At 69.8% G+C, this 24,029-nt stretch carries 22 protein-coding genes, 1 tRNA gene, 1 rRNA gene and 1 pseudogene; 12 read left to right on the top strand and 13 right to left on the bottom strand.

What is annotated here, in order from left to right; translation table 11 throughout:
* Window positions 1-93, top strand: a 5S ribosomal RNA gene (gene rrf, locus ACIBF5_RS09850); the annotation flags it as partial.
* Window positions 94-343: 250 nt separating this feature from the next.
* Complete coding sequence (locus ACIBF5_RS09845; RefSeq protein WP_396809933.1) at window positions 344-2,431, top strand: glycogen debranching N-terminal domain-containing protein; 2,088 nt, start codon at window positions 344-346, stop codon at window positions 2,429-2,431.
* Between the two features lie 144 nt (window positions 2,432-2,575).
* Here the strand turns inward: ACIBF5_RS09845 and ACIBF5_RS09840 are convergent, their stop codons facing one another.
* Entirely contained in the window at window positions 2,576-3,376 is an 801-nt protein-coding gene (locus ACIBF5_RS09840) for a S1 family peptidase (RefSeq protein ID WP_396809932.1), read from the bottom strand.
* A 167-nt stretch (window positions 3,377-3,543) separates the two neighbouring features.
* Window positions 3,544-5,475, bottom strand: coding sequence for a VanW family protein (locus ACIBF5_RS09835; protein ID WP_396809930.1), 1,932 nt, complete (start codon window positions 5,473-5,475; stop codon window positions 3,544-3,546).
* 183 nt (window positions 5,476-5,658) lie between these two features.
* Between ACIBF5_RS09835 and ACIBF5_RS09830 the strand changes: the two genes are divergently transcribed.
* Window positions 5,659-6,657 (top strand): hypothetical protein, encoded by a 999-nt coding sequence (locus ACIBF5_RS09830; RefSeq protein WP_396809928.1) that lies wholly within the window; start codon window positions 5,659-5,661, stop codon window positions 6,655-6,657.
* 34 nt (window positions 6,658-6,691) lie between these two features.
* Here ACIBF5_RS09830 and murD read toward each other — a convergent pair whose 3' ends face one another.
* A complete protein-coding gene (gene murD / locus ACIBF5_RS09825; RefSeq protein WP_396809926.1) occupies window positions 6,692-8,053 on the bottom strand; it encodes a UDP-N-acetylmuramoyl-L-alanine--D-glutamate ligase in 1,362 nt (453 codons plus the stop codon).
* Window positions 8,054-8,196: 143 nt separating this feature from the next.
* Entirely contained in the window at window positions 8,197-9,867 is a 1,671-nt protein-coding gene (locus tag ACIBF5_RS09820; protein ID WP_396809924.1) for a DUF885 domain-containing protein, read from the bottom strand.
* A gap of 162 nt (window positions 9,868-10,029) precedes the next feature.
* On the opposite strand from ACIBF5_RS09820, the gene ACIBF5_RS09815 reads away from it, so the two are divergent.
* Window positions 10,030-11,022: a DMT family transporter gene (locus ACIBF5_RS09815; protein WP_396809923.1), complete on the top strand. Its 993-nt coding sequence runs from the start codon at window positions 10,030-10,032 to the stop codon at window positions 11,020-11,022.
* Here the strand turns inward: ACIBF5_RS09815 and ACIBF5_RS09810 are convergent.
* From ACIBF5_RS09810 to ACIBF5_RS09795, 4 genes and pseudogenes are all read right to left on the bottom strand, one after another.
* The gene (locus ACIBF5_RS09810) at window positions 11,009-12,109 is read right to left on the bottom strand and encodes a PHP domain-containing protein (RefSeq protein ID WP_396809921.1); all 1,101 of its coding nucleotides are present in this window, start codon (window positions 12,107-12,109) and stop codon (window positions 11,009-11,011) included. The two genes, ACIBF5_RS09815 and ACIBF5_RS09810, sit on opposite strands and share 14 nt — an antisense overlap.
* 55 nt (window positions 12,110-12,164) lie before the next feature.
* Complete coding sequence (locus ACIBF5_RS09805; protein WP_396809964.1) at window positions 12,165-12,641, bottom strand: prephenate dehydrogenase dimerization domain-containing protein; 477 nt, start codon at window positions 12,639-12,641, stop codon at window positions 12,165-12,167.
* 9 nt (window positions 12,642-12,650) lie between these two features.
* Window positions 12,651-13,175 (bottom strand): annotated as a pseudogene (locus ACIBF5_RS09800) (prephenate dehydrogenase/arogenate dehydrogenase family protein); the annotation flags it as partial.
* A gap of 109 nt (window positions 13,176-13,284) precedes the next feature.
* Window positions 13,285-14,037, bottom strand: a complete 753-nt coding sequence (locus ACIBF5_RS09795) for a M23 family metallopeptidase (RefSeq protein WP_396809919.1) — start codon at window positions 14,035-14,037, stop codon at window positions 13,285-13,287.
* Between the two features lie 143 nt (window positions 14,038-14,180).
* Between ACIBF5_RS09795 and ACIBF5_RS09790 the strand changes: the two genes are divergently transcribed.
* The 4 genes from ACIBF5_RS09790 (at window position 14,181) to ACIBF5_RS09775 (ending at window position 16,136) form a co-directional block, all read left to right on the top strand.
* Entirely contained in the window at window positions 14,181-14,570 is a 390-nt protein-coding gene (locus tag ACIBF5_RS09790; protein WP_396809917.1) for a hypothetical protein, read from the top strand.
* Between the two features lie 115 nt (window positions 14,571-14,685).
* Window positions 14,686-14,853, top strand: coding sequence for a hypothetical protein (locus ACIBF5_RS09785; RefSeq protein WP_396809915.1), 168 nt, complete (start codon window positions 14,686-14,688; stop codon window positions 14,851-14,853).
* Window positions 14,854-14,994: 141 nt separating this feature from the next.
* Entirely contained in the window at window positions 14,995-15,531 is a 537-nt protein-coding gene (locus tag ACIBF5_RS09780; RefSeq protein WP_396809913.1) for a tRNA adenosine deaminase-associated protein, read from the top strand.
* Between the two features lie 146 nt (window positions 15,532-15,677).
* A complete protein-coding gene (locus ACIBF5_RS09775) occupies window positions 15,678-16,136 on the top strand; it encodes a nucleoside deaminase (protein ID WP_396809911.1) in 459 nt (152 codons plus the stop codon).
* A gap of 40 nt (window positions 16,137-16,176) precedes the next feature.
* On the opposite strand, the gene ACIBF5_RS09770 is transcribed toward ACIBF5_RS09775, so the two are convergent.
* The gene (locus ACIBF5_RS09770; RefSeq protein ID WP_396809909.1) at window positions 16,177-17,076 is read right to left on the bottom strand and encodes a LysR family transcriptional regulator; all 900 of its coding nucleotides are present in this window, start codon (window positions 17,074-17,076) and stop codon (window positions 16,177-16,179) included.
* A gap of 225 nt (window positions 17,077-17,301) precedes the next feature.
* Here ACIBF5_RS09770 and ACIBF5_RS09765 point away from each other — a divergent pair, with 225 nt between their 5' ends.
* Window positions 17,302-18,675: an amidohydrolase family protein gene (locus ACIBF5_RS09765; RefSeq protein WP_396809907.1), complete on the top strand. Its 1,374-nt coding sequence runs from the start codon at window positions 17,302-17,304 to the stop codon at window positions 18,673-18,675.
* A 54-nt stretch (window positions 18,676-18,729) separates the two neighbouring features.
* Here ACIBF5_RS09765 and ACIBF5_RS09760 read toward each other — a convergent pair whose 3' ends face one another.
* The 4 genes from ACIBF5_RS09760 to deoD all read right to left on the bottom strand — a co-directional run bounded on the left by ACIBF5_RS09760 (window position 18,730) and on the right by deoD (window position 21,503).
* Entirely contained in the window at window positions 18,730-19,431 is a 702-nt protein-coding gene (locus ACIBF5_RS09760) for an NUDIX hydrolase (protein ID WP_396809905.1), read from the bottom strand.
* Window positions 19,432-19,486: 55 nt separating this feature from the next.
* Window positions 19,487-19,960, bottom strand: coding sequence for an acyl-CoA thioesterase (locus ACIBF5_RS09755; protein ID WP_396809903.1), 474 nt, complete (start codon window positions 19,958-19,960; stop codon window positions 19,487-19,489).
* Window position 19,961: 1 nt separating this feature from the next.
* Window positions 19,962-20,591, bottom strand: a complete 630-nt coding sequence (locus tag ACIBF5_RS09750; RefSeq protein WP_396809901.1) for a TetR/AcrR family transcriptional regulator — start codon at window positions 20,589-20,591, stop codon at window positions 19,962-19,964.
* A 204-nt stretch (window positions 20,592-20,795) separates the two neighbouring features.
* Entirely contained in the window at window positions 20,796-21,503 is a 708-nt protein-coding gene (deoD, locus tag ACIBF5_RS09745; protein WP_396809899.1) for a purine-nucleoside phosphorylase, read from the bottom strand.
* Between the two features lie 76 nt (window positions 21,504-21,579).
* Between deoD and ACIBF5_RS09740 the strand changes: the two genes are divergently transcribed.
* The 3 genes from ACIBF5_RS09740 to ACIBF5_RS09730 all read left to right on the top strand — a co-directional run bounded on the left by ACIBF5_RS09740 (window position 21,580) and on the right by ACIBF5_RS09730 (window position 23,976).
* Window positions 21,580-21,669 (top strand) — tRNA-Ser (locus ACIBF5_RS09740).
* Between the two features lie 253 nt (window positions 21,670-21,922).
* Window positions 21,923-22,333 carry a VOC family protein gene (locus ACIBF5_RS09735; RefSeq protein ID WP_396809897.1) on the top strand — a complete coding sequence of 137 codons (411 nt, stop codon included), beginning with the start codon at window positions 21,923-21,925 and terminating at the stop codon, window positions 22,331-22,333.
* Window positions 22,334-22,518: 185 nt separating this feature from the next.
* Window positions 22,519-23,976: a M1 family metallopeptidase gene (locus ACIBF5_RS09730; protein WP_396809895.1), complete on the top strand. Its 1,458-nt coding sequence runs from the start codon at window positions 22,519-22,521 to the stop codon at window positions 23,974-23,976.
* Window positions 23,977-24,029 lie beyond the last annotated feature (53 nt).

Below are 24,029 nucleotides of genomic sequence, written 5' to 3'. Positions count from 1 at the left end.
ACGCCCGGTTACATTCCGAACCCGGAAGCTAAGCCCTCCAGCGCCGATGGTACTGCACTCGGGAGGGTGTGGGAGAGTAGGACGCCGCCGGACAATTTTTCTAGTTTGGGCCACCCCCGATGGGGTGGCCCAAACTTGTTTCACCACCCGATTCCGTCGGCGCGGGCTACGTCGTGCCTGCGCCCACCCGGTTCGATTCCGCGTCGACCAGGTCGTGGCCGATACTGCCGAGCCGCCTGCCGACCCCTGTGGCAGTAGTGACAGAACCTCACCCCGCCCGGGTGACGTGCTAGCCCTGACAGCGGGGAGCCTGGCTGCCGGAGGCGACACGGAAGGGGGCGTAGTGAAGGAGTTCGTGACCATCCTGGCCGGTAACACGTTTGTGGTCAGTGACGGTCGAGGTGACATCGAGCCTTCGCCAGTCGTACCCACCGGCCTGTTCTCGTTCGACCTGCGATATCTCTCCGAATGGCGACTCACCGTCAACGGTGAACGCCTGCACGCTCTCTCCATCGACGATCTGCAGTACTACGAGACACGTTTCTTCCTTGTCCCCGGAGAACCGACCCACTACGTAGACGCGAAAGTCTCGGTGATTCGACACCGGAAGATCGGCGGCGGGCTCGAGGAGAAACTGACCGTACTGAACCACCGCGGCGAGGCGGCCGACATCGTCGTACGGCTCGACATGGCGGCCGACTTCATCGACGTCTTCGAACTCAAACAGGTCGCGGCGACCCAACGCGCGACAACCGTCGCCGTCGAGGAGGGCTACCTTCGGTTTCGCTACACCCGGGACAACTACGTACGTGAAGTGCTGGTCTCGTCCAGTGCCTCCGCCGACATCGACGAGCGCGGGATGACCTTCCGGATCCGGGTGGACCCACACGGGCGGTGGAGCACCGTGCTCCGCGCCTCCGTACACGTGCCCGGCAAGCAAGGCGGCGACCTCCGGGAACTGCTGCACACGCACCGAATCGATGCCAACCGGGAAATCCAACGCGAACTCGAAGACTGGCTCGCCGCAGCACCGCAACTAGGCTGCGACAACGCCACCCTCGCGACCGCGTACCGCCGGGGTTTGATCGACCTGGCCGCGCTCCAGTTCGGCGCCCTCGCCACCGAGTCCAAACTGATCGCTGCGGGTGCCCCGTGGTTCATGACCTTCTACGGTCGGGACAGCATGCTGACCTGCCTACAAGCGATGGCGTTCGCGCCTGAACTGGCGGTTGGCACCCTTAACACCTTCGCGGCCACGCAGGCCAGCGTCTTCGACGACTTCCGGGAAAAGGAACCGGGCAAGATCCTGCATGAGTTCCGGTACGGAGAGTCAGCGGCTTTCGAGGAGCAGCCACACTCGCCGTACTTCGGTGCGGCGGACACCACACCCCTGTTCGTGATCCTGCTCGACGAGTACGAGCGGTGGACCGGGAACGTCGAAGTGGTGCGTCGGCTGGAGCAGGAGGCACGGGCGGCACTGCGCTGGATCAACACGTACGGCGACCTGATGGGGAACGGCTACGTCTGGTACGAGCGGCGCAACCTCTCCAGCGGGCTGGAGAACCAGTGCTGGAAAGACTCCCCCGACTCGATCTCGTACCGGGACGGGCGGCTGCCGTCGTTTCCCCGTGCGATCTGCGAGATCCAGGGCTACGCGTACGACGCGAAAATGCGCGGCGCCCGCATGGCCCGGCGGATCTGGCACGACCCGATCTACGCCGACCGGCTGGAGGCGGAGGCGGCGGACCTGAAGGCCCGGTTCAACCGGGACTTCTGGGTCCAGGACGGTGAGTACTACGCGCTGGCCCTCGACGCCGACGGCGGTCAGGTCGACGCGCTCTCCTCCAACATGGGACACCTGCTCTGGAGCGGAATCGTCGACCCACCGCGGGCGGCGCGGGTGGCGGAACACCTGCTCGGTCCCCGGCTCTTCTCCGGTTGGGGAGTGCGCACCCTGGCCGAGGGAGAGGAACGGTACAACCCGACCGGCTACCACACCGGTGCGATCTGGCCGTTCGACAACTCGTTCATCGCCCTGGGACTGCGCCGGTACGGCTTTGACGCCGAGGCCGGCCGGATCGCCGAGGCGATCATCGAAGCCTCCAAGTACTTCGACGGTCGCCTGCCCCAACTCTTCGCCGGCTACGACCGTGGGCTGACCAAGTACCCGGTGCAGTACCCCACCACCTGGACCCCGCACGCCTGGTCCGCGGCGACGCCGATGATGCTGATCCGGGTCCTGCTCGGCCTGGAACCGCACGACGACCATCTGGTCGTCAACCCGTCCCTGCCCGAGGGAATGGGACGGATCGAGCTGTTGGACGTACCCGGGCGCTGGGGTCGGCTCGACGCGTTCGGTCGGGACCGGGTGGAGAGCCAGCGGCGGCGTTCCGGGCAGGGCGGCCGACGCGGCGGGGTTGTCTCCCCCTGAACCGAGGTCGTCTCCCCTGAACCGAGCCAGACCGGTCGGTCGCACCGGCACAGCCCGGTGTCGTCGACACCGCCCACCCGTTCCGCCGTACGGCGGGCGGACCGAAGGCGCTCCGGTCCGCCCGCCGTACGAGAGATTCCCTGGTCAGCCGCCGAGGCTCGCGGCAGCGGAGGCGATCGCCGAGGCGAAGGTGCTCACCTGGGTGTAAACGCCCGGGTAGTTGGGGCGGGCACAACCGTTGCCCCAGCTCACGATGCCGACCTGGACCCAGGCGTTGTTCGCGCCCCGACGGAACATCGGCCCGCCCGAGTCGCCCTGACACGTGTCGGTACCACCACTGGCGTAGCCGGCGCAGATCTCCTCGTTGACGATGACGTCACCGCCGTACTGGGCGTCACAGGTGCTGTCGCTGACGAACGGGACGGTGGCCTTCAGCAGGTACCGCTGCTGCGGGCCACCCTCACGGGCCGCACCCCAGCCCGCCACGGTGAACGTGCCGTTGTCGTACGCGGTGCTGGTCGCGATCGGCAGGGTGGCCAGACCGGTGACCGGGCTGGCCAACCGGATCAGCGCCCAGTCCTTGCCGTTGCCGTTGTAGCCCGGTGCCCGGTAGACGTAGTTCGAACGCACCGTGATCCGGCTGGACGACTGGAGGTCGACCACGCCGAGGGTGGCGGTGATGCTGGTGTTGTTACCGGTGCTGCCGACGCAGTGGGCCGCGGTGAGCACCAGCCGGGCACTGTAGAGGGAGCCGCCGCAGCCCATCGAGAGCCGGACCATGAACGGGAACTCGCCCTGGGCGGCCCGGGTACCACCGACGACCAGCGGCGTCACGCCGCCGTCGGAGGGGGAGGCGGAGACGGGTGCGGCCAGGGCGACGCTGCCGACGGTCACCGCGGACAACACGGCGGCCGCCAGGCCGGTGAGCTTGCGCCAACGAACCATGGGATCCCTTTCCGAGCAAAGGATTGGCGCGCCTCGTGGGCGCGCGCAGATCACGTTGCCGGCAGCGTATGGAAGTTGGCCGATGTATCGCAATGCCCGGATGTCATCCCGGCTGTGTCATATCTCCGGGCGGAGGCTCGTCGAGCCGGGGCCCGACGAACCTCCGATCAGCCGGGCTTCTTGGCGCAGAGGTAGCGCGGCTCCGCCTCGTAGCGCCAGGAGAACTTCTCCCGTTTCAGCTCCTTGCCGCCCTTCACGATCACCCGGTATGCGTCCTGGGTGAAGCCGTCAATGCCGGCGGTGGCGATGCAGGAGGGACCGGGTTCGAGGTAGACGACCTTCGGCTTGGTGATGTCGCGGCGCGGGGTGTAGACCGTCTTGACGCTGTCGTACACCTTGGTGCTCCAGATCGACACGGTGACCGAGTCGTTGCTCCACGAGGTGTCGACGAGTACGCCGTACTCGGTGTTGTTGCGGAACTTGAGGTCGAGGGTCGGGTAGAAGATCGTCGACTCGATCACCGCCGGGTACCGCTCGAACCAGTACGAGTGCGGCTTGTGCTCGACGTCCTCCAGGCCGGCGTAGTACGCGGCGTTGAAGATCGTGGTGGTGAACTGCGACGCCCCGCCGCCGACACCGGGCACCAGCTTGCCGTCGAGGATCACCGGCGCGTCCTTGTAGCCCTGGGCGTAACTGCGCTCGCCGGTGTGCTTGTTCAGAGAGAACGTCTCGCCCGGCTTGACCACCGCACCGTCGACCTCCTTGGCGATGGTCATGATGTTGTGGTTACGCGGAAGGGAAAGCCCACCGGTGAACTTCGTGGTGAACGTGGAAACCTGTTCCTTGATGCCCATCTTGGACATCGCCTCGGTGTTGGTCTTCGGTTCGATCGGCGTGAGTACGCCCTTGACCTCGCGCCCATCCCGCTTGGCCAGCACTGGCAGCAGGTCCCGGCTCAGCGCCGCGACATCCACCCCGTGCCCACCGGTGCTCGCCACCACCTGCGGCTTGCCGCCCTCCAGGATGACCGTCGCATCCTTCGGTTTGACCTCGACCTTGGCCAGTTCGCTGGTCAGCGCGGCGTGCAGCTTCTTCGAGTCCACCGACGGGTTGATCTTCCCAGTCTTGTCGGGGTGCAGCAGCAGGCTCTTCGCGATCGCGGCCGGCGGCACGGTGAACGGGCCACGTTCCGTGGTCACCGTGACCGGCGCGGACACCGCCGGCTTCGCCAGCTCTTCGACCAGCTTGTCGACTTCCTCCTTGGTGGTTGTCGGATGCGCCTCGACCACCGGCACCACCACCGGCTGGCCGCTCAGCCACCCGGTACGAACCGCCTCCGCTGACTGCTCCGGGTTCAGGTCCTGTCCCGGCGCGGGGTAGTTCGGCTTCGGCGTGGTGCCCTGGAAGACGATCGACGGCGGCGTCATCGGCCGGCCGCCGCGCCCGACTGTCTTGCGCAGTTCGGCGTCGAGCCGTTCGGCGTCGACGGTGATGACCGGCTCGATCGACCGGGACTTGAAGAGCAGATCGACCGGGCCGGGAGCACCCTGCACGGCGGCCGTGATGGTGGCGGTGACATCCACGGCCAGCCCGACGTCGATCGGCTTCAGTTCCGCGCTCTGCTCACCGATCCGCACCTGCACCGGGGCGGCGAACGTTTCCGCCCGCCGCTCCAACTCGGCACGGAGCAGCGCGGCGGCCCCCTCCCGGGACTGGCCGCCCACGTTGACGCCGAGCACCTCGGTCCCGCGCGGCACCTCGCCGCTGTACGCGTACCCCGCCGATCCGCCGATGGCGGCCACCACGGCGGCGACCACACCGGCGGCGATGAGGGCACGACGCGCCCCGCGACGCGGCGCCGGTTCGGTCAGGGCAGCCGGGTCGGCCGGCGCTGTCGAGTCGAGGGTCGCGGTCGCGTCGCTTGGGGCGCCCAGCGCACCGCCGAACGGCGGAACCGGTGGGTGGCCCAGGGGGCCAACGCCGACCGGGGGTGGCGTTGCCGGACCCCTCGACGAGACGTCTACCTGCCGTGGCACGGCTGCGAACTCGGTGGTCGGCGTCTCGCCGGCGGGTGGTCTCTTCGCGCCGTACAAACTCACAGGACAACCTCGATCGGGGGAAGGACTCAGGTCGGGGTCGATCGGCCGTGTGGGGGCACGACCAGGAGGCCTACGGTAGCCAAGCGTGGCGCGGGATGACAGCCCGAGGCGGGTACAGCGGGATTCGCCAAGACGAATCTCCCACGTTCAGGGACCATTGACGCGAAACGCATAGCCGAAAGGATGAAAGTGATCCGGTACGAGCCGGTACCGCTGCCCATCGGGGCGGCGGACACATCGAACACGGAGATTGCGGCGAGCGTACACCGGTGGGTTTCCGCACGTCCGATGCGGGACCTGGTCGCCGCGTTCGATGGGACGCTGCCGACGGCGGAGACGGCGACGGGTGCGCTCCTGAGCTGGCTCGACCGCTTCTCCGCCGAGCACTGGGACTTTCGTCGGCGATACGGGCACGTCGAGCGGGACCAGGTGCCACCGCCGAGGTGCACCGCCCCCACCACCGGCCTGATCCATGCGGCGGTCATCGCGCTGGGGCTGGTCCAGCCGGTGCGACCGGCAGCCGGTCGTTACCACCACCTGCTGGTCCTCGGCGGGCTCGCCCCGGCCTGCCTGCAACGAACCGCGTACGCCGCGCACCTCGTGCGTACCGGAGTGGTCGAGGTGGGCGAGGTGGCGGCGCTCGGTAGTTTCCGACCACTGCGCCCGACCGAGTTCGTCCGCCCCGACCTGGACGGCTGCGGGTACGAGGTGGACGCGATGTCGGTGGGGCTCCGGGCCGGCTTCGGCTGCGAAGAGCCGGTGGAGTCGCGCTCCTCGGCGGAGGTGGGTACCCCGGGGTCGTGGGCGGTACGGAAGTACCGTGCCCCGGACGGGCTGACTCTGCGGGTTCTCGCCGCCCCGTCCGGCGAGCCGGCGAGCCGGCGGGCGAACACCGCCGACACGTACGACTTCTGGACCGGTCAGGTACGCCTGAACCCCGGCGACCGGGTGCTCGTGGTCACCTCGCCGAGTTACGTACCGTTCCAGCACTGCGACGCCGTACGGATGCTTCGGCTCGGGTACGGCTGCGCGGTGGAGACGGTGGGATTCGACGCCTCGCGGTTCCCCGACGCGCCGCCCGCGCCGACGCTGGCACCGGACCGGTACCTGCAGGAGGTTCGCTCGGCGATCCGCTCGATGGACAGCCTGTACCGGGCACTGACGCCGGCGACCGGAGGCTGACCGCAACCGGAGGGCGGGTCAGTTGGCGGGCGGGTCAGCCGGCGGTGTCGGTGATCGCCTGCCGGAACACCCGGGACCGGTGGGCGTAGTTGTCGAACCGGCCGTAGCTGGGCGCGGCCGGGGAAAGCAGCACCACGCCACCGGCCGGGGTGTTCGCCCGCCCGATTCGTACCGCCTCGACCAGGTCGTCCGCCGCGATCGTCGTGATCATCGGCAGGTCCTTGACCATCTCCAGGATGCGTGGCCCGCTGTCCGGAACGCCGATCAGGGTGGCCTCGACCCCCTCCTCGGCGAGGAAGTCACGCAGCGGCGTGTAGTCCACGCCACGGTCCTCGCCGCCGACGATGACGGTGAGCGGGCGGTGGGCGTACGCCTCGATGGCGTGGATCGCCGACTGCGGGATCGTGGAGAGCGAGTCGTCGACGAAGGTGATGCCGGAGGGGTCCTCGATCGGCGTCAGCCGGTGTTCGAGGGCGGGGAAGCTCGCGGCGGCCTCGGCGAGCCGGTCACGTTCCGCGACCAGGTCCACCCCGACCGACTTCAGTACGCCGAGCGCGACGCAGAGGTTCCACTCGTTGTGGCGCCCGAGCAGCGGCAGCGCCGAACGGGGGAAGAGTGGTACGTCCGCCAGGTGTACCCAGCGGGTGCCGTCCGGGCCGGTGGCCACGTGGGTGGTCTCCGGTCGGCCGGCGGCGAACAGCGGCAGGCCGGGCCGAGCGGCGAGTTCGGTGGCGAGCCGCTCGTCGTGGGCGTTGAACACCACCTGACCCGGATTGTGTTCGACGATGTTCAGCTTGTGCCGGTAGTACGCGGCCTCCCCGCCAGCCCAGTCCAGGTGTTCCGGAACCAGCGCCGTGAGGGCCACCACCTGCGGTGACACGGTCAGGTCCGCGCACTGGTACATGGAGAGTTCGAGTACGTACCGATCGGCGGGGGGAAGATCGAGCACGGCGGTGCCGATGTTGCCGCCGACCTCGTGCGCGTGGCCGAGCGAGGTCAACAGGTGGCTGATCAGCACCGTGGTCGTGCTCTTGCCCTTGCTGCCGGTGACGCCGATGGTGGCGGCGGCATGATCGGCCATCCAGAGAGCGGTGCCACCGGCCACGGTGACTCCCCGTTCCCGCAACTGGATCATCCACGGGTGGGTCTCGCCGATCACCGGGGAACGGACCACGACGTCCGCGCGAAGCAGCATCTCCAGTGCGGCGGGACCGGTGTACAGAGGGGCGAGTTCGGCGAGCCGTCCCTCCCACGGTTTCGCCGCGTAGGTCTCCCGGTCCATCACCGCCACGAGGTCGGCCGGGCCGACCGGGGCGATCGCGTTGACCGCGGCGACACCCTCCCGGCCGGTGCCCCAGACGGCGACACGTCGGCCGCGTAGATCAGTGAGGTGCACCAGAACTCCTTCGCCCGCGAACCTCGGCGGCTGTGGCCCGGTTCGCGTCCATACTCTAGTCCGCCGTACCCGGTCCGCCGCCCAAGCGGTTAGGAAGGGCCCCTTGTTATACAAAAAGCGATAACAAGGGGCCCTTCCTTACATCAGAGGCGGGCGAGGGCGGACTTGAGGGGGTCCAGGCCCAGGGAGCCCAGGTTGAGGGCGTCGAGGTGGAACTGCTTCAGGTCGAAGTCGGCTCCCTTACGGGCCTTGGCGTCGTCGCGGGCCTGCAGCCAGATCCGCTCGCCGACCTTGTACGACGGTGCCTGACCCGGCCAGCCCAGGTACCGGTTCAGCTCGAAGCGCAGGTTCTCGTCCGGCACCCGGCAGTGCGCACGCATGAACTCCCAGCCCAGCTCGGGGGTCCACCGCTCGCCGGGGTGGAAGCCGAACGGGTTGTCCCGGGGGATCTCCAGTTCGAGGTGCATGCCGATGTCGACGATCACCCGGGCGGCCCGGAACGCCTGGCCGTCGAGCATGCCGAGCTTGTCGCCCGGGTCGTCCAGGTAGCCGAGTTCGTCCATCAGCCGCTCGGAGTAGAGGGCCCAGCCCTCGCCGTGCCCGGAGGACCAGCTCAGCAGCCGCTGCCAGCGGTTGAGCAGTTCGGCCCGGACCTGGGTCTGCCCGACCTGAAGGTGGTGGCCGGGGGCGCCCTCGTGGTAGACGGTGGTCACCTCACGCCAGGTGGAGAACTCGTTGATGCCCTGCGGCACCGCCCACCACATCCGGCCGGGGCGGGAGAAATCCTCGCTCGGGCCGGTGTAGTAGATCCCGCCGTCGCTGGTCGGGGCGAGGCGGCACTCGATCCGGCGTACCTGCTCCGGGATGTCGAAGTGGGTGCCGTGCAGGTCCGCGATCGCCTTCTCGGCCAGCGTCTGCATCCAGTCGCGGAACGCCTCCTTGCCCTCGATCCGGCGGGCCGGGTCGGCGTCCAGGGCGGCGACCGCCTCGTCGACGGTGGCACCGGGTGACAGGATCCGGGCCGCCACCGCGCGCATCTCGGCTTCGAGTCGGGCCAGCTCCTCGAAGCCCCAGGCGTACGTCTCGTCGAGGTCGACGCGGGCGCCGAGGAAGTACTGCGAGGCGAGCTGGTACCGCTCCCGCCCCGCGGCCTGCTTCTCGCGTCCGCGCGGCGCGAGTTCGGTGCGGAGGAACTGCCCGAACTCGGCTGTCGCCGCGGTCGCCGCAGCCGCTCCCCGGCGCAGTTCGGTGGCGAGCGCGCCGTCGGCGGTCAACCGGTCGGCCAGACCGTGGAAGAAGTTGTCACCGTTCGGGTCGGTCCAGATGTCGCACTGCTTGGCGACCTCGATCATCTGCGCGCGGGGGCTGACGTGCCCGGCGTCGGCAGAGCTGACCAGGGTGGTCCGGTAACCGTCGAGCGCGGCGGCGAACTGGTTGAGCCGGGCGGCGATGTTGCCGACCGCCTCGTCGCCCTCGGTCGGCATCAGGTCGAAGACCTGGCGGATCTCGTGCAGCCCGCTGGCGATCACGTTGATCTCACTGGCTGTCTCGCCCGCGTCGTACCGGGCGAGTTCGAGGCCGAGCCGTTCCTGCATCGCCTCCTTCGCGGTCCGTTCGGCGGCGGTGGCCGGTTCGAGTACGTCAAGTTCGGCAAGCGTGCGCCGGTTCAGGTCGGCCTGTGCGGCGTACCCGCTCGGCGACAGGTCGCCGAGTTGGTCGTCGTAGCCGGTGATACCGACGAAGGTGGCGCCGGTCGGGTTGAGCGGTGCCCAGTCCGCGACGTAGCGGTTGGCGAGGTCATCGATTTGTCCCACGGCTCGACCCTACGTGACCCCCCGGCCGTCCGGTCCACCCCTTTGCGCCGGCCACACCGCTGCTTCCGGTCGGGTGGACGCAGGCCACTGTTGCGGGATTGGCCTGGCTCGACGTCTGGAAGTCGCGCGATTCTGTCCGACCGGTACGGCAGAGTGTCAGGAGTGAACGCCCCTACCGCTCCTGACAGCAACGTACGCGCCTGGCTGCCTGGCTTTCTCGCCGTCGCCGTCATCTGGGGGGCCAGTTTCCTCTTCATCAAGATCGGTGTACGCGAACTCCACCCCATGTACGTCGCGCTCGGTCGGGTCGTCGCCGGGGCGTTGACACTGCTGGTGGCGCTCGCCGTACTGCGCGACCGGCTGCCCCGGGACCCGAAGCTGTGGCTGCACATGGTCGTGGTCGCCGCCGTCGGGGTGGCCCTGCCGTTCACCCTCTTCGGCTACGGCGAGCAGCGTGTCTCCTCGATTCTCGCCGGCATCTGGAACGCCACCACGCCACTGGTCGTGCTGCCGATGGCGGTGCTGGTCTTCCGCACCGAACGGATGACCGCCCGCCGGGCGATCGGCATGACCCTCGGTTTCCTCGGCGTGCTCGTGGTGCTCGGCGCGTGGCGGGGACTGGGCGGGGCCGAGTTCACCGGCCAGCTCCTCTGCTTTGCCGCAGCAGCCTGCTACGGCCTCTCCATTCCGTACCAGAAGCGGTTCGTCGCCGGCCGGTCGGAGTCGGGCGTGGCACTCTCGGCGGCGCAGTTGCTGGTCGCCGCCGGACAACTGGTGATCGTCGCGCCGCTGGTGGCCGGGGCGCCGCCGGCACCGACCAGCCTCTCGTTCGACGTGGTCGTGAGCGTGCTGGCGCTGGGGGCGCTCGGTACCGGCCTCGCCTTTGTCATCAACCTGCGGACGATTCGACTGGCCGGGGCGAGCACGGCCTCGACGGTGACCTACCTGATCCCGATCTTCGCGGTGCTGATCGGAGTGATCGCCCTCGACGAGCAGCTCGCCTGGTACCAGCCGGTCGGTGCGGTGATCGTGCTGGCCGGGGTCGCGGTGTCACAGCGGCTCCTGGTCCGCCGCCGTTCCCGGCCCGACCCCGACCCGGCCGTGGCGCCACACCAGACCACCGAGCCGGCCGTCCCCCGGGTCACCGCCGGCTGAGCGGGCCGACGCGCCAGCCGGTGTGCCCGGCGGTCCAGGTCAGCAGCTCGTCGGCGGTCCAGGTGTTGACCACCCGGTCGGCCGGCACCCCGCACCGGGCCGCCCGTTCACAGCCGAAGCGTTGCCAGTCGAGCTGCCCCGGCGCGTGCGCGTCGGTGTCGATCGCGAAGCGGCAGCCAGCCTCGACCGCGACCCGGATCAGCCGCTTCGGCGGATCCTGCCGCTCCGGCCGGGAATTGATCTCGACTGCCTTGTCGTACTCGGCGCAGGCGGCGAAGACCGCGTCGGCGTCGAAGTCGCTCGGCGGGCGAGTCCGGGACCGGTGCCCCCGGTCGCCTGGACCGGTCACGCCCGGCGGCCGACCGGCGACCATCCGACCGGTGCAGTGACCGAGGACGTCCAGGTGCGGATTGGCGACCGCGGCCAGCATCCGCCGGGTCATCTTCGCCTTCTCGTCGGCCAGGCCGCTGTGCACCGAGCCGACCACCACGTCGAGCTGGGCCAGCAACTCGTCCTCCTGGTCGAGCGAGCCGTCCGCGAGGATGTCCACCTCGATCCCGGTGAGCAGCCGGAACCCCTCCGGAAGCGCCGCGTTGATCGCCGCCACCTGCTCGATCTGACGACGCAGTCGCGAAGCGGTCAGACCCCGGGCCACCTTCAACCGGGGCGAGTGGTCGGTGAGCACCAGGTATTCGTGACCCAGCTCGACCGCGGTCAACGCCATCTCCTCGATCGGCGAGCCACCGTCGGACCAGTCGGAGTGGGTGTGGCAGTCGCCGCGCAGCGCCGACCGCAGCGCCGCCGCCGCCTCGTCCAGGTCGATCCCCTCGGTCGCGTGGAGCCGCCGCAGGTAGACCGGTTCCTCGCCGGCAAGTGACTCGGTGACACAGCGGGCGGTCACGTCACCCACCCCGGTCAGCTCGGTCAGCGTGCCCGCCTTCGCCCGTGCGGCCAACTCCCCGACGGGGAGCGCGGCCAGGGTCGTCGCGGCCGAGCGGAACGCCCGCACCCGGTAGGTGGCCTCGTTCGCGCGCTCCAGCAGGAAGGCGATCCGACGCAGGTCGGCGAGCGCGTCCCGAGCGGTCATCAGCTCACCGTAGCCGGCACACCCGTCGGCTGCCCGTACCGACGCCTCATCCGGGTCAGGCCGGCGCCGGGCGGACCGGTCGGACCGCCGTGACCGTACGACGATCGGGCGCGACCGAGGTCACCCAGCCGCCGGCCCGGCCCAGCGCCAGCAGGTCGTCAACTCGTACGGGCAGCTCCCGTGCGGTCCCCGGCCGGTGTGGCCAGGCGGCACGGGCGGCCGAGGCCGGCGCGAGCCAGTCCCGCAGCGCGGCGATCGGGTCGTCGGCGTCGACCGCCGCCCGGGCCCGGTGCAGCGCTTCCAGGACCGCGTCCAGTGCCGGGCCGACCGCGTCCGCGTTGCCGCCGCACATCGCCGCGACCAGTTCCGCACGGGTGGCGGCGACCCGGGTGCCGTCCCGGAACGAGCCGGCGGCGAGGGTGCCGGCGAGCGGGTCGTCCGCCGCGCCGGCGACCATCGCCGCCGCCAGCAGATGGGGTACGTGGCTCACCTCGGCCACCGCCCGGTCGTGCTCGGCGGCGGTGGCCGGCACCACCCGGGCGCCGAGCGGGGTGATCAGCGCCGCCAGTTCCAGCCAGTCGGCGAGCGACGTGCCCCGGGGTTCGAGGCAGAGCACCCAGGCACAGCCGGCGAAGAGCGTCGGGTCGGTGGCACCGAACCCGGAGGTTTCACGCCCGGCCATCGGGTGGCCGCCGACGTACCCGGCGAGCCGCTGCGGCTGCCGGTGCAGGCGCTCCTCGACGAGGGCCTGGACCGGGGACTTGACCGAGGTGACGTCGGTGACCAGGCCGGCGTAGCCGACGTCGGCGAGCTGGTCCAGTACGCCACCGACGGCGGGCAGCGGCACCGCGAGCACGACCAGTTCGGCCTGGGCCACGGTGTCCCGTACGGTCGGTGTCACCTGCCAGCGGGCGGCGGCCGGGGCCTGGGCGGCGGCGGTCCGCGCGGTGGCCCGGGTGGCCGGGTCGGCGTCGTAGCCGAGCACCCGGTGTCCGGCCGCGGCCAGTGCGCGCAGCACGGAACCGCCGATGAGACCGAGGCCGATAACCGCGACATTCACGTCAGCGACTCTCGCACACCCGGGTACGTCCGTGCCGGCAAGGCTCGCCCTGGGCTTGCGGGTGCGGGCGGCGTCGACTCCGGCGGGCCGGCGCCCCCGACCCCCGGCCGGTGGGTCAGGGCGCGGGTGGGCAGCTGTGTTGTCGGTACCAACCGGTGACGTCGTCCACTGGCGACCGGTTCGTCTGGTGACGCCAGGCGTCCAGGTAGCGCGCGGGCCAGACCACGCCCCGCCGGATCCACCAGTCGTCGACCCGCGCGCACGGAGGCGAGATGCCGAAGTGGAGGTGACAGACGTTGTTGGCGTTACCGGTTCGACCGACGGCGCCGACCTGTTGACCGGCGCGGACGCGCGCCCCGGCGGCCAGACCGGCGGCCACCTCGGACAGGTGCGAGCCGTAGTAGCGGATTCCGTCGTCGCCGAGGAGCGAGACCGCCTTGCCGCCGTTGAGTGGTCCCTGCGGGCCCTGCTTGTCGTACTTGTCCACCAGGGTCACTTCGAGGATTTCCCCGTCGGTGACGGCGAGCACGGGTGTGCCGCAGGAGGCGAAGATGTCCGTGGCCGCGTACGCCGAGTGGGTCGGGTGGTAGGAGGCGTTCGCCGCCCGTACCGGGAAGACGTAGCGCGGTGCCGCCGGCCTGGTGGGCGCGGCGGACGGGCTGCCTGACGGGGGTACGGCACTCGGGCTGGCCGGGCTGCTCGCGGCGGTCGGGGCGCCGACGGCCGGTACGGGGGAAGGGGCCGGGGACCAGACGGCGGGGCGGGACTGGGCGCAGCCCGTGGCGCCGGCCGAGAGCAGCAGGAGGACCAACGGGTACGTGAGGCGGCGCCCGATCTCGCGTCTCGTACCCGATTCATCCCGTGCCATCGGGTCATCCTGGCAGAACCGTTGCCCGCCCTGGGCGGCGGCCACGTCGCGCGCAGGCGCCGGGTGCGGCGTCCCTGGCGGGTACGCTGCGGGCACGCCCCGAGGTGGGGAACCGGTGTGAGCAGGCGCGGGGAGTGACCGTCATGGCCGAGCAGCCGACGTTCCGGACCTGGCCCGACGCGGGTCAGCCGCCCCGTGCCCCGTCGGGTCTGTTCCCGTCCGGGCCTGTTCCCGGACCGACGCGGCCGACGTACCGGGAACCGCATCCGATCCAGGCCGGCGCGCTTGCCGCCGGCGCGGGCCTGACGACCGCGTGGCTGCTCTTCTTCGGACTGCTCGGCGGAGATCTGCGCGGCTACGTGTGGTGGACGGTGCTGGCCGGTGCGGTGGCGTGGCTGGCGGCGCTGCTTCTGGTCCGCTTCGGCGACCGGGGTGCCGCGGTCGGTGTCGCGTTCGTCACGGCGTTCGGTTGGGCGATCGCCGCAGCGGCGGTCGCGGTGCGTTGGTCGACGGCCGGCTGGCCACTCTGGTGACAATTCGTAGGCGAATCATTCCTCCTGGTAGTCGATCTAGGGCGGTGGGTATGGGCCCGGTGGCACACCGCCACCGGGCTTGACGAACGACGTGAGACTAGGCACGCTCGCCTCTATGGCCTGGACAGAGCAGCGGCTCGACCCCGAGCGCAGCCGACGGCGGTTACAGCTCCTTGCCGAGCTGGCCGGGGCGAAGTCTGTACGGGAGCGGACCCAGCCACGACGGGTCCGCATCGACCGCCTGCGCGAGCTGATCGCGAGCCGTCGCCGCCTGGCCGGCTGACCGCCCACCGCTCCGGCCGATTCCCTCATCCTGCTTCGGGGCGTTGCGTGCTCGACCGCAGACCCGACCGGATACCGTCACGCGTGACAGGCAGTCGACAGTGGTGGGCGGCGGAAGCGCCGCGAGTTATTGGGGGGACCGGTGTCGTACTTCGCGGCGGCCGTGGTGCGAGGCTCGGACGGCTGGAACGCAGCCGAACTCGACCTCGGTGGTGTTGCGGACATAGACGAGGTTGGGGAGCTGCTCCGCGAAGTCGATCCCGACGCTGAGCTGTCGCTGCTCTTCGTCGAGTCGGATGACGCGTACCTGGCCGTACTCCGGCTGGACGAGGGCGAAGACCTGCGAATCTTCGGGTCGGACTCGGCCTTCGCCGAGGAGTCCCGACTCGGCGCGCTGCTGCTCGGCGACATCAAGGCGCCCGCCCTGGAGATCGACGATGTGGTCGAGCCGGCGGCAGCGGAGGCGTCCACGTCCGCGACGGAGGAGAGCGAGCAGCCCGCCGCCGACCCCGACGCCGACCCGATCGGGGACGCCGATCTCCTCGCCGACCTGGGTGTCTCGGCCCACCGTCTGCTCACCCTCTCTGCCCAGGAGGGAAATCTCCCGGCCGACGTGACCGCCGAGGTCTGCCAGCTGATCGGCTGCGGGGACGTGGTCGAGGAACTGCGCGAGGCGTGAGCGAGCCGGGCGCCGCGGCCGGGCCCGTCAGCCCGCACGAGCCGTCGGACCGGCCCACCGAGCCCGCGAACCGGCCCACCGAGCCCGCGAACCGGTCCGACGAACCAGCGAACCAGCTTCACCGTCGGCAACGGCATGAGAGGTGGATGCGCCGCGCCCTTGAGGTGGCCGCCGACCCTCTGATCGGGAGTGGCGTCGAGGCGGGTGCTGCCGGCGACGTCTCCGATGACGTCCCCGTCGGTGCGGTCCTCTACGGACCAGACGGGGCCGAGCTGGCGGTCGGGCGCAACGAGCGGGAGCGTACCGGCGATCCGACCGCGCACGCCGAGGTCCTCGCGCTGCGCCGCGCCGCAGCGGTCCGGGGCGAGTGGCGATTGGACGGCTGCACGCTGGTGGTGACGCTGGAACCCTGCACCATGTGCGCGGGGGCGTTGGTGCTGGCGCGGGTCTCCACCGTCGTCTTCGGTGCCTGGGAACCGAAGACCGGCGCGGTCGGCTCACTCTGGGACGTGGTCCGGGACCGTCGGCTCAACCACCGCCCCGAGGTGTACGGCGGCGTGCTGGCGACCGAGTCGGCGGCGCTGCTGCGCGCCTTCTTCCGCTGAACCCGCGTCTCGTCGGTGGCCGGCACGGCGGCTGTCTGGTTCACCCGGTTGTCCGTTCTCCGCTGTCTGCTCGGGTGACGCGGAGAAACTGCCGGGCGACCGGACCGAGCGGACGGTCGGCCGCGGCGGCGATCGCGATCTGGTACGTCGGCGGGGTCCGTCGCACCCGGAGGAAACGCAGGTCGGCGTTCTGGTCTCTGATCGGCCGTGGCACGAAGGCGACCCCGAGCCCGAGTCGGACCAGGTCCAGGATGGTCGAGAGGTCGTTCATCTGGACCGTGATCCGCCGCTGGACGCCGGCCGACGCGAACGCCTGGTCCACCGCGCTCCGGACGCCCCAGCCCGGCGGGAACTCGATGAACGGTTCCTCGGCCAGTTCCGCCAGGTCGATGCCGTCCCGGTCGGCCAGGGCGTGATCCGGGGTGCAGGCCAGGACGACCTCGTCCGTGGTCAGCACCTGGCGACGGATTCCGGGCACCGGACCGTGGGTGATCACGATGGCCAGGTCCAGGGAACCCTCGCGGAGGCGTTCCAGATGATCCAGGGAGCCGGCCGACCCCGGGGCGGTCAACCAGAGTTCTACCAGCGGAAATTCGGCCCGGAATGCGGCGAGCGCCTCGCGGACCTGGCCGGGCGTGAGACCGTAGAGGATGCCTAGGCGAAGTCGGCCGCGCAGCCCCTGCCCGACCTGGGTGACCACCTCGCGTGCCGCCTCGACGGCGGCGAGGATTCGCGTCGCCTCGGGCAGCAGGGCATGCCCGGCGTCGGTCAACTCGACCCGTTGGGTGGTCCGGTCGAACAGGGGCGTGCCGAGCTCCCGTTCGAGAGCGCGTACGGCGGTGGAGACACCGGACTGCGCGATGCGCAGCCGCTCGGCGGCCCTGGTGAAGCTTCGTTCCTCGGCGACGGTCACGAAGACGCCGAGTTTGCGGATGTCCACCAGTCAACTATCTCAGAAGCCGATAACTACATCCGATCTTTATATTGGAGTGGGATGACTCTGCGGGCCAGACTCGGGCACGTGGTTCCGGCCACCCACCGGGTCGAATTCGTGCTGATCGCCGTCGCACGTTCCGACCGGGTCGGACGGCGCCCGGTACCCGGGCCCATGGCCGGACCGCTCCGATAGCTTCGCCCGTTTCCCCGCACAAGTGGAGTCCTTCTCGTGCCCAGCATCCTCATCCGTGACGCCCATGTCGTCACCCTGGACGACCGCCTCGGTGACCTGTCCCGTGCGGACATCCGCATCGAGGACGGCGCCATCGCCGCGATCGGCCCCGATCTCGACACCACCGGCGCGACCGTCATCGACGCCGCCGGCAAGGTGGCACTGCCCGGCCTGGTCGACTCCCACCGGCACGTCTGGCAGGGAGCCATCGGCGGTGCCGGCGGCAAGGTCTCCCTCGGCGGCTACTTCGGCGTCGTACTCGCCGGCCTGCTCGACAAGTACGAGCCCGAGGACGTCTACGCGGGCGTGCTCTGGGGCGCCCTCCAGGCGATCAACGCCGGTATCACCACCGTCGCCGACTGGTCACACATCGTCACCACCCCCGCGCACGCCGACGAGAACGTCCGCGCGCTGCGGGACTCCGGCATCCGCGCGCTGTTCCTCTACGGCCCGCCCGTCGGCCAGGGCGTGATGCGCTGGTTCCACGAGAGCACCGAGCGGCACCCGGACGACGTCCGCCGGATGCGGGCCGAACTCGCCGACGACAGTGCCCGCGTCACCATGGGGCTCGCCCTGCGCGGACCGGAGTTCGCCACCCCGGAGACCACCGAGTACGACTTCCACCTCGCCCGTGAGCTGGGCGTTCCGATCAGCATCCACTCTGGGATTCCCGGCTACCTGCTCAAGTACCGCACGATCGAGACCCTGGACCGGCTCCGGCTGCTCGGCCCGGACGTGCACCACGTCCACGGGGCGCAGTTCAGCGACACCGACCTTGCCCGGATCGCCGCCACCGGCGGTGCCGTGACACCGTGCCCGACCGTCGACATGTCGATGGCGATGGGCACCTTCCCGATCACCGGCCGGGCCGTGGCCCAGGGCCTCGCCCCCGCACTTGCCACCGACACCGCCGCCGGAGCCGGCACCGACCTGTTCAGCGAGATGCGGCTGACGCTCGCGGCGGAGCGGGCCCGTGCCAACGCGGAGGCCCTGGCTCGGGACGAGCCGCCGGCAACGGTCGACCTGGACCACCGCGACGTCCTGCGCTTCGCGACCACCGCCGGTGCTGCTGTGTGGGGCATGGCGGATCAGATCGGCTCGCTCCGTCCCGGCAAGCGGGCCGACCTGATCCTCGTCGACGTGGACCAGGCCCACCTCTCGCCGCTGAACGACCCGATCACCACGATCGTGCTCAACGCCGGTCCGCGCGACGTCGACACCGTCCTGGTCGACGGCGTGGTCGTGAAGCGTCACGGTCGGCTTGTCGGCCCGCTCGCCGAACGGGCCCGGGAGCTCATCATGGAGTCGCGCTCCCGGCTTTTCAGCCGTGCGAACCTGGCTGACGTACTCGGCCCGAGCTGGACGGCCTGAGCCGGGGTCTTCGCCCACACCCGGGGTGTGCGCACAGGACCTTCGCTCAGGCGTTCAGGTTGTGAACAAAGCCTGTGGATAACCCGGATCGGCTGTGGATATGGCCTGTGGATAAGCGCCTGTAGTTGTGGACAACGGGATCGGGCGGGTGGAAAACCGGTCCGATCCCGTCCCGATCTTCCCGGTGAACCGACCGAAGTGCGGATCAAACCGGCCGGGATCGGTGCCCGCGATCTCGGCCGGTGACCACCACCGGGCCTCGCGGAACTCACCCGGGTCCCCGGTGAGCGGTTCCGTACGGCGCAGGGGGAGCGGGAACCAGAGGCTGACGTCGGTGTGGCCGTGGTCAATCCCGACCGTACGGGTGACGGTCAGGAAGGCAGGCCGTCCATCGAAGCCCTCCGCACCAACCGACCCGTCCGGGGCGCTGAACCGCTCGGTGTTGATGCCCAGTTCCTCCCGGGCCTCCCGCAGCGCGGTACCGGCCGGATGCTCGTCCGGCTCGACATGACCACCGGGCGGCAGCCAGAGCCCGGCGTTGACGTGGTCGACCAGGAGGATCGCCCCGTCGGTGGGGTCGATCGGCACCACGTACGAGACGAGGTGCCGGGGCGGTAAGGCGGGCTTCACTCGTCGGAAGACGTCGTCGGTCTCCCACAACCAGCGTAGGACCTCCGCCTGGTGGTCGGCTTCCAACTGATCCACTGGCCGGACACCGCCGACCAGGTCGTGCACCACCGCAACCGAGGGACGCATCCGTCGAGGATGCCACCCGGCGCCCCGGAGTGGTTTCCTCCGAGAAGCTGGCCGACTACAAGCTGGCCGACTCGGGGCGGAGCAACGCCCTTCCGACGGTCAGAGCGGCCTCCGTCCACGGGGTCGGACGCAGCGTCGCCGGGTCGAGCCGGACGATCGCCCGCCGGCCTTCGGCGTGCAGGGTGCTGCCGTCGGCGGAGAGGAGACGGAAGCGGTACTCGGCGCTGCTGGTGCCGAAGCGCTCGAACCAGAAGTGGACGAGGATCGGGCCGGTGCCGCGGATCGGCGCGCGGTAGCTGATCGAGAATTCGATCACCGCGTGGAACATGTCCGGTTCGGTGATCCTCCCGTTCTCGAAGAGGAACCCACGCTCGGCCCAGTACGGGGTGAGCGCCCGCTCGAACAGCAGCGCGTACTTGGCGTTGTGCACGATGCCCATCGGGTCCAGGTCGTCGAAGTGCACCGAGACCGGCTCGGCGTGACCGAACGGAACCTCGGGCAGGGTGACGGTGTTACTGACCGCTGTCATGTCAGTCCTCGGGTAGCAGTTCCGGGTGGGGGCAGAGAGCACGAAGTCGGTCGAGCACCGCCCGCCGGGCGTACCGGTGGCTTGGCTCGGTGGGTAGTAGTCGTGATTGCAGGGCGGCGGCGATGCCGAGCGCCTCGATCTCGTACGCGAGTTGACCGACGTCGGTGTCGGGGCGGAGTTCACCGGCGGTGACCGCTTCGGTGGCGAGCCGCCGGACCATCGCCAGCCACTCGTCGAGTGCCTCGGCGAGCCGGTCCCGCACCGGACCCGGGCGGGACCGGTACTCGAACTCGGCGAGGGTGAAGAAGCGGCCATCGGGGTGCCGGCCGTCACAGAAGGTCAGCCGGATCTCGTGCAGGGCCCAGAGTCGCCGTACGCCCCGGGGTGCCCGTAGGGAGGGGCGGATCACCAGGTCGGTCACCTGCTCGCGGGCCCAGTCGATGGTCGCGAGCTGGAGTTCCTCCTTGGAGCGCCAGTGCGTGAAGAGGCCGGACTTGCTGATGCCGAGGTGGTCGGCGAGGTGGCCGAGGGAGAGCCCGTCGAGGCCGGTCTCGACCGCCAGCGCGACGGCGGTGCCGAGCACCAGGTTCCGGGTGCGTTCGCCCCGGAGCACCCGCCCATCCACCGTCATGATCGCGAGCGTACAACTATCCGACCGATCGGTCGGATAGTTTCAGGGGAGAGGCAGCGTGACGCTCACCACCAGGCCACCGCTCTCGCGCGGCCGGGCATCGACCGACCCCGTTTTCCGCCAGGTTAGAGGTGACACGCAGTCGCCTCCCCGCCATGCGCCCTGCTCGTGGAGCGGATGGCGGGGAGGCGACTGCGGCAGTGGTCAGGCGATCGCGGTGTCCAGGGCGATCTCGACCATCTGGCCGAAGGTCTGCTCGCGCTCCTGGGCGGTGGTCCGCTCGCCGGTTTTGATGTGGTCGCTGACGGTCAGCACGGTCAGCGCACGGGCCTTGAAACGGGCCGCGATCGTGTAGAGCGCCGCCGACTCCATCTCCACCGCCAGGACGCCGTACTGGGCGAGGGTGTCGTAGAGGTCCGGGCGGTCGGTGTAGAAGGCGTCCGCCGCCAGTACCGGTCCGACCCGCATGGTGATGCCGCGCCGCTCGGCCACCTCGACCGCCGTACGGAGCAGCCCGAAGTCAGCCACCGGGGCGTAGTCGATCAGCCCGTCGAAGCGCGCCCGGTTCATGTTCGAGTCGGTCGAGGATCCGTTCGCCGCCAGGACGTCACGTAGTTGCAGGTCCTCGCTGAGCGCCCCGCAGGAGCCGACCCGGATCAGCGTCCGTACGTCGTACTCGTTGATCAGTTCGTGGGCGTAGATCGAGGCCGACGGCATTCCCATGCCGGAACCCTGCACTGATACCCGTACTCCGGACCAGGTACCGGTGAACCCGTACATGCCCCGGACCGAGGAGTAGCACTTGGCATCCTCGAGGTAGGTCTCCGCGATCCACTTGGCCCGTAGCGGGTCGCCCGGCATCAGGACCCGCTCGGCGATCTCGCCCGGCTTCGCGCCGATGTGCGTACTCATGGCAGATGATCCTGCCAGGTCCGGGCGAGGCATACCGGCGCGACGGCCACCCCGGGCATCCGGTAGCCTTCTCGGCGGTGGCGTGTCCGAGTGGCCTAAGGAGCACGCCTCGAAAGCGTGTGAGGGTTTACGCCCTCCGCGGGTTCAAATCCCGCCGCCACCGCCAGTAAGCAGGCAGAACGCCCGGCACGTCCACAAGGACGAACCGGGCGTTTCGCCGTTCCAAGATCGTTCGCCCGGTGAGAGCATTCCGGCCATGGCCAACCGCTATACCGCTACCGAAGCACGACCTGTACGAGGGCGAAGCCGGTTGTCGCCTCTGCGATCCGTCGCTCCAACCGCACCTGAGGCCCGCCTCGTGCGCCGACTCAGCAGTTTTGGATAAGTTTTCGTCCGGCGCGACCAATACTGTGATGCACATGTTCAACGCCATCACGCACTCACAGATTTACGTCCTCGACCAGGACGAGGCCCTCGACTTCTACGTCGGCAAGCTTGGCTTGGAGGTCAACGCCGACGTCGACATGGGTTTCATGCGCTGGCTGACCGTCAGCATCCCCGGCCACCCCGAGCGCCAGATCCTGCTGGAGAAGCCGGGCGGTCCGATGATGTCCGAGGAGACGGCGCAGCAGGTACGTGAGCTGGTGACCAAGGGAGCCATGGGTGGCGGGCTCATCCTCACCACAGACGACTGCCGCAAGACGTACGAGACGCTGCGGGCTCTGGGTGTCGAGTTCACCGACGAACCGACCGAGCGCCCGTACGGAATCGACTGCGGCCTGCGTGACCCCTTCGGCAACAGCATCCGTTTCACCCAGCCGAAGTCGTAGGGGCCTCCGCATCCGGTGCTGCGCCTCGTACGGTTTCTCACGCGGGACCAGCAGAACGAGACGCTCGGTGGTCCGCAAGGACGAACCGAGCGTTTCGCCTGTTCGGCTTGCTGTTTCCGATCCGGCGATTCCGCCGGAAGATAATGCTTCCCTGGCGAACTTGAAGATCCGGTACGTTGCCCGTCATGCGCCGCGCCGTACTTCTCGCCGTGGCTCTGCCGGCACTGCTCGTCACGGGCTGTGCGGCAAAGCCGCCCACCACGCCCCCGTCGGCCGAAGCCGACGCCCCGACTTCTCCACCGACTCCCACGGTGCCCGCTGTCGACTACAGCCCGTGGCAGGCCGGGCGATCGTTGCCCGTCGCGGATCCGATCTACCCCGCTCGCGGTACCGATGCGTTGGACGTGCTGCACTACGGCCTGGTGCTCGACTGGTCCCCGTCCACCAGTGTGCTGACCGGCACCGCGACCCTGCGGATCCGGCCCACCAAGGACGCCCCCTCGTTCAGCCTTGACTTCATGCCGTACCAGGTCGACGCGGTTACGGTCGACGGTGCGACCGCCACCGGGACGGTCGCCAAGGAGAAGCTCACCGTCGCGACGGCGGTCATCGCGGACAAGCCGATCACCCTGGTCGTCGGCTACCACGGCAAGCCGGTGACCACGCCGATGCCGTCGAAGCGCGCCGACACCGAACCCCTAGGACTGACCCTCACCAAGGACGGCAGCCTCTGGACGATGCAGGAGCCTTTCGGGTCGCTCACCTGGTATCCCTCGAACGACCAGCCATCGGACAAGGCGCTGTACGACATCGCGGTGACCGTGCCGGCGGGCTGGTCCGCCATCGCCAGCGGCACCCCGGCGGGGCAGGACGGCAACACCTTCCGTTACCAGAGCGTCGACCCGGTGGCGACGTACCTGACCACGCTCGCGATCGGGAAGTACAAGCAGGTCACCGCCACCGGCCCGCACGGCATCCCGCTCAGCTACTGGTACCGGCCGGGTACCGACGACAAGATCCTGCCCTGGCTGAAGGAGTCGCCGAAGTACCTGACCTGGTTGGAGAAGCGGTTCGGGCCGTACCCGTTCCCGACCGCCGGTGCGGTGATCGTGCCCTCCGAATCAGCGATGGAGACCCAGCAGATGGTCACCATCGGCAGCGGGATCGCCAAGATGGGCCGGGAGGCTTTCGAGGCCGACCTGCTTCACGAGTACACCCACCAGTGGTTCGGCAACACGGTCACCCCGACGTCCTGGCGTGACCTGTGGCTCAACGAGGGCTGGGCCACCTACATCCAGCGCCTGTACGAGCAGGAGGTCTACAAGTTCAGCGACGCTGATCTTGAGCGGTCCCTGCGTGAGGGCGACGCCCAGTTGCGTAAGAAGCTCGGACCGCCCGGCAGCCCCAGGGCCGCCAACTTCGCCGAGTCGAACGTCTACATCTGCCCCGCCGCGATGCTCAAGGAACTCAACGACGCCCTCGGTGACGAGAAGTTCTTCGCCCTCGCCCGTGCATGGGTCCAGGACCAGAAGAACACCCAGCAGGACCGGGCCTCGTTCATCGCGTTCGTCAACAAGCAGACCGGCAAGGACTTCACCAAGCTGATCGACACCTGGCTCGACTCGAAGTCCACCCCGAAGTAACCGGCCGGCGGGTGGGGCACGTACCCCTGGTTCGTGCCCCACGACGTCCGCCT

Source organism: Micromonospora sp. NPDC050417 (assembly GCF_044458865.1).
In the GTDB taxonomy this organism is placed as follows: Bacteria; Actinomycetota; Actinomycetes; order Mycobacteriales; family Micromonosporaceae; genus Micromonospora_G.
This window is presented reverse-complemented; position numbering and strand designations above follow the sequence as displayed.

Bases quoted from the DNA above. Each gene is read 5' to 3' on its own strand.
- ACIBF5_RS09775 (WP_396809911.1), top strand. From the start codon at position 15,678: ATGCGCCGCGCCCTTGAGGTGGCCGCCGACCCTCTGATCGGGAGTGGC.
- ACIBF5_RS09790 (WP_396809917.1), top strand. From the start codon at position 14,181: ATGGCCGAGCAGCCGACGTTCCGGACCTGGCCCGACGCGGGTCAGCCG.
- deoD (WP_396809899.1), bottom strand. From the start codon at position 21,503: ATGAGTACGCACATCGGCGCGAAGCCGGGCGAGATCGCCGAGCGGGTC.
- ACIBF5_RS09785 (WP_396809915.1), top strand. From the start codon at position 14,686: ATGGCCTGGACAGAGCAGCGGCTCGACCCCGAGCGCAGCCGACGGCGG.
- ACIBF5_RS09840 (WP_396809932.1), bottom strand. From the start codon at position 3,376: ATGGTTCGTTGGCGCAAGCTCACCGGCCTGGCGGCCGCCGTGTTGTCC.
- ACIBF5_RS09755 (WP_396809903.1), bottom strand. From the start codon at position 19,960: ATGACAGCGGTCAGTAACACCGTCACCCTGCCCGAGGTTCCGTTCGGT.
- ACIBF5_RS09750 (WP_396809901.1), bottom strand. From the start codon at position 20,591: ATGACGGTGGATGGGCGGGTGCTCCGGGGCGAACGCACCCGGAACCTG.
- ACIBF5_RS09730 (WP_396809895.1), top strand. From the start codon at position 22,519: ATGCGCCGCGCCGTACTTCTCGCCGTGGCTCTGCCGGCACTGCTCGTC.
- ACIBF5_RS09735 (WP_396809897.1), top strand. From the start codon at position 21,923: ATGTTCAACGCCATCACGCACTCACAGATTTACGTCCTCGACCAGGAC.
- ACIBF5_RS09810 (WP_396809921.1), bottom strand. From the start codon at position 12,109: ATGACCGCTCGGGACGCGCTCGCCGACCTGCGTCGGATCGCCTTCCTG.
- ACIBF5_RS09795 (WP_396809919.1), bottom strand. From the start codon at position 14,037: ATGGCACGGGATGAATCGGGTACGAGACGCGAGATCGGGCGCCGCCTC.
- ACIBF5_RS09830 (WP_396809928.1), top strand. From the start codon at position 5,659: ATGAAAGTGATCCGGTACGAGCCGGTACCGCTGCCCATCGGGGCGGCG.
- ACIBF5_RS09760 (WP_396809905.1), bottom strand. From the start codon at position 19,431: ATGCGTCCCTCGGTTGCGGTGGTGCACGACCTGGTCGGCGGTGTCCGG.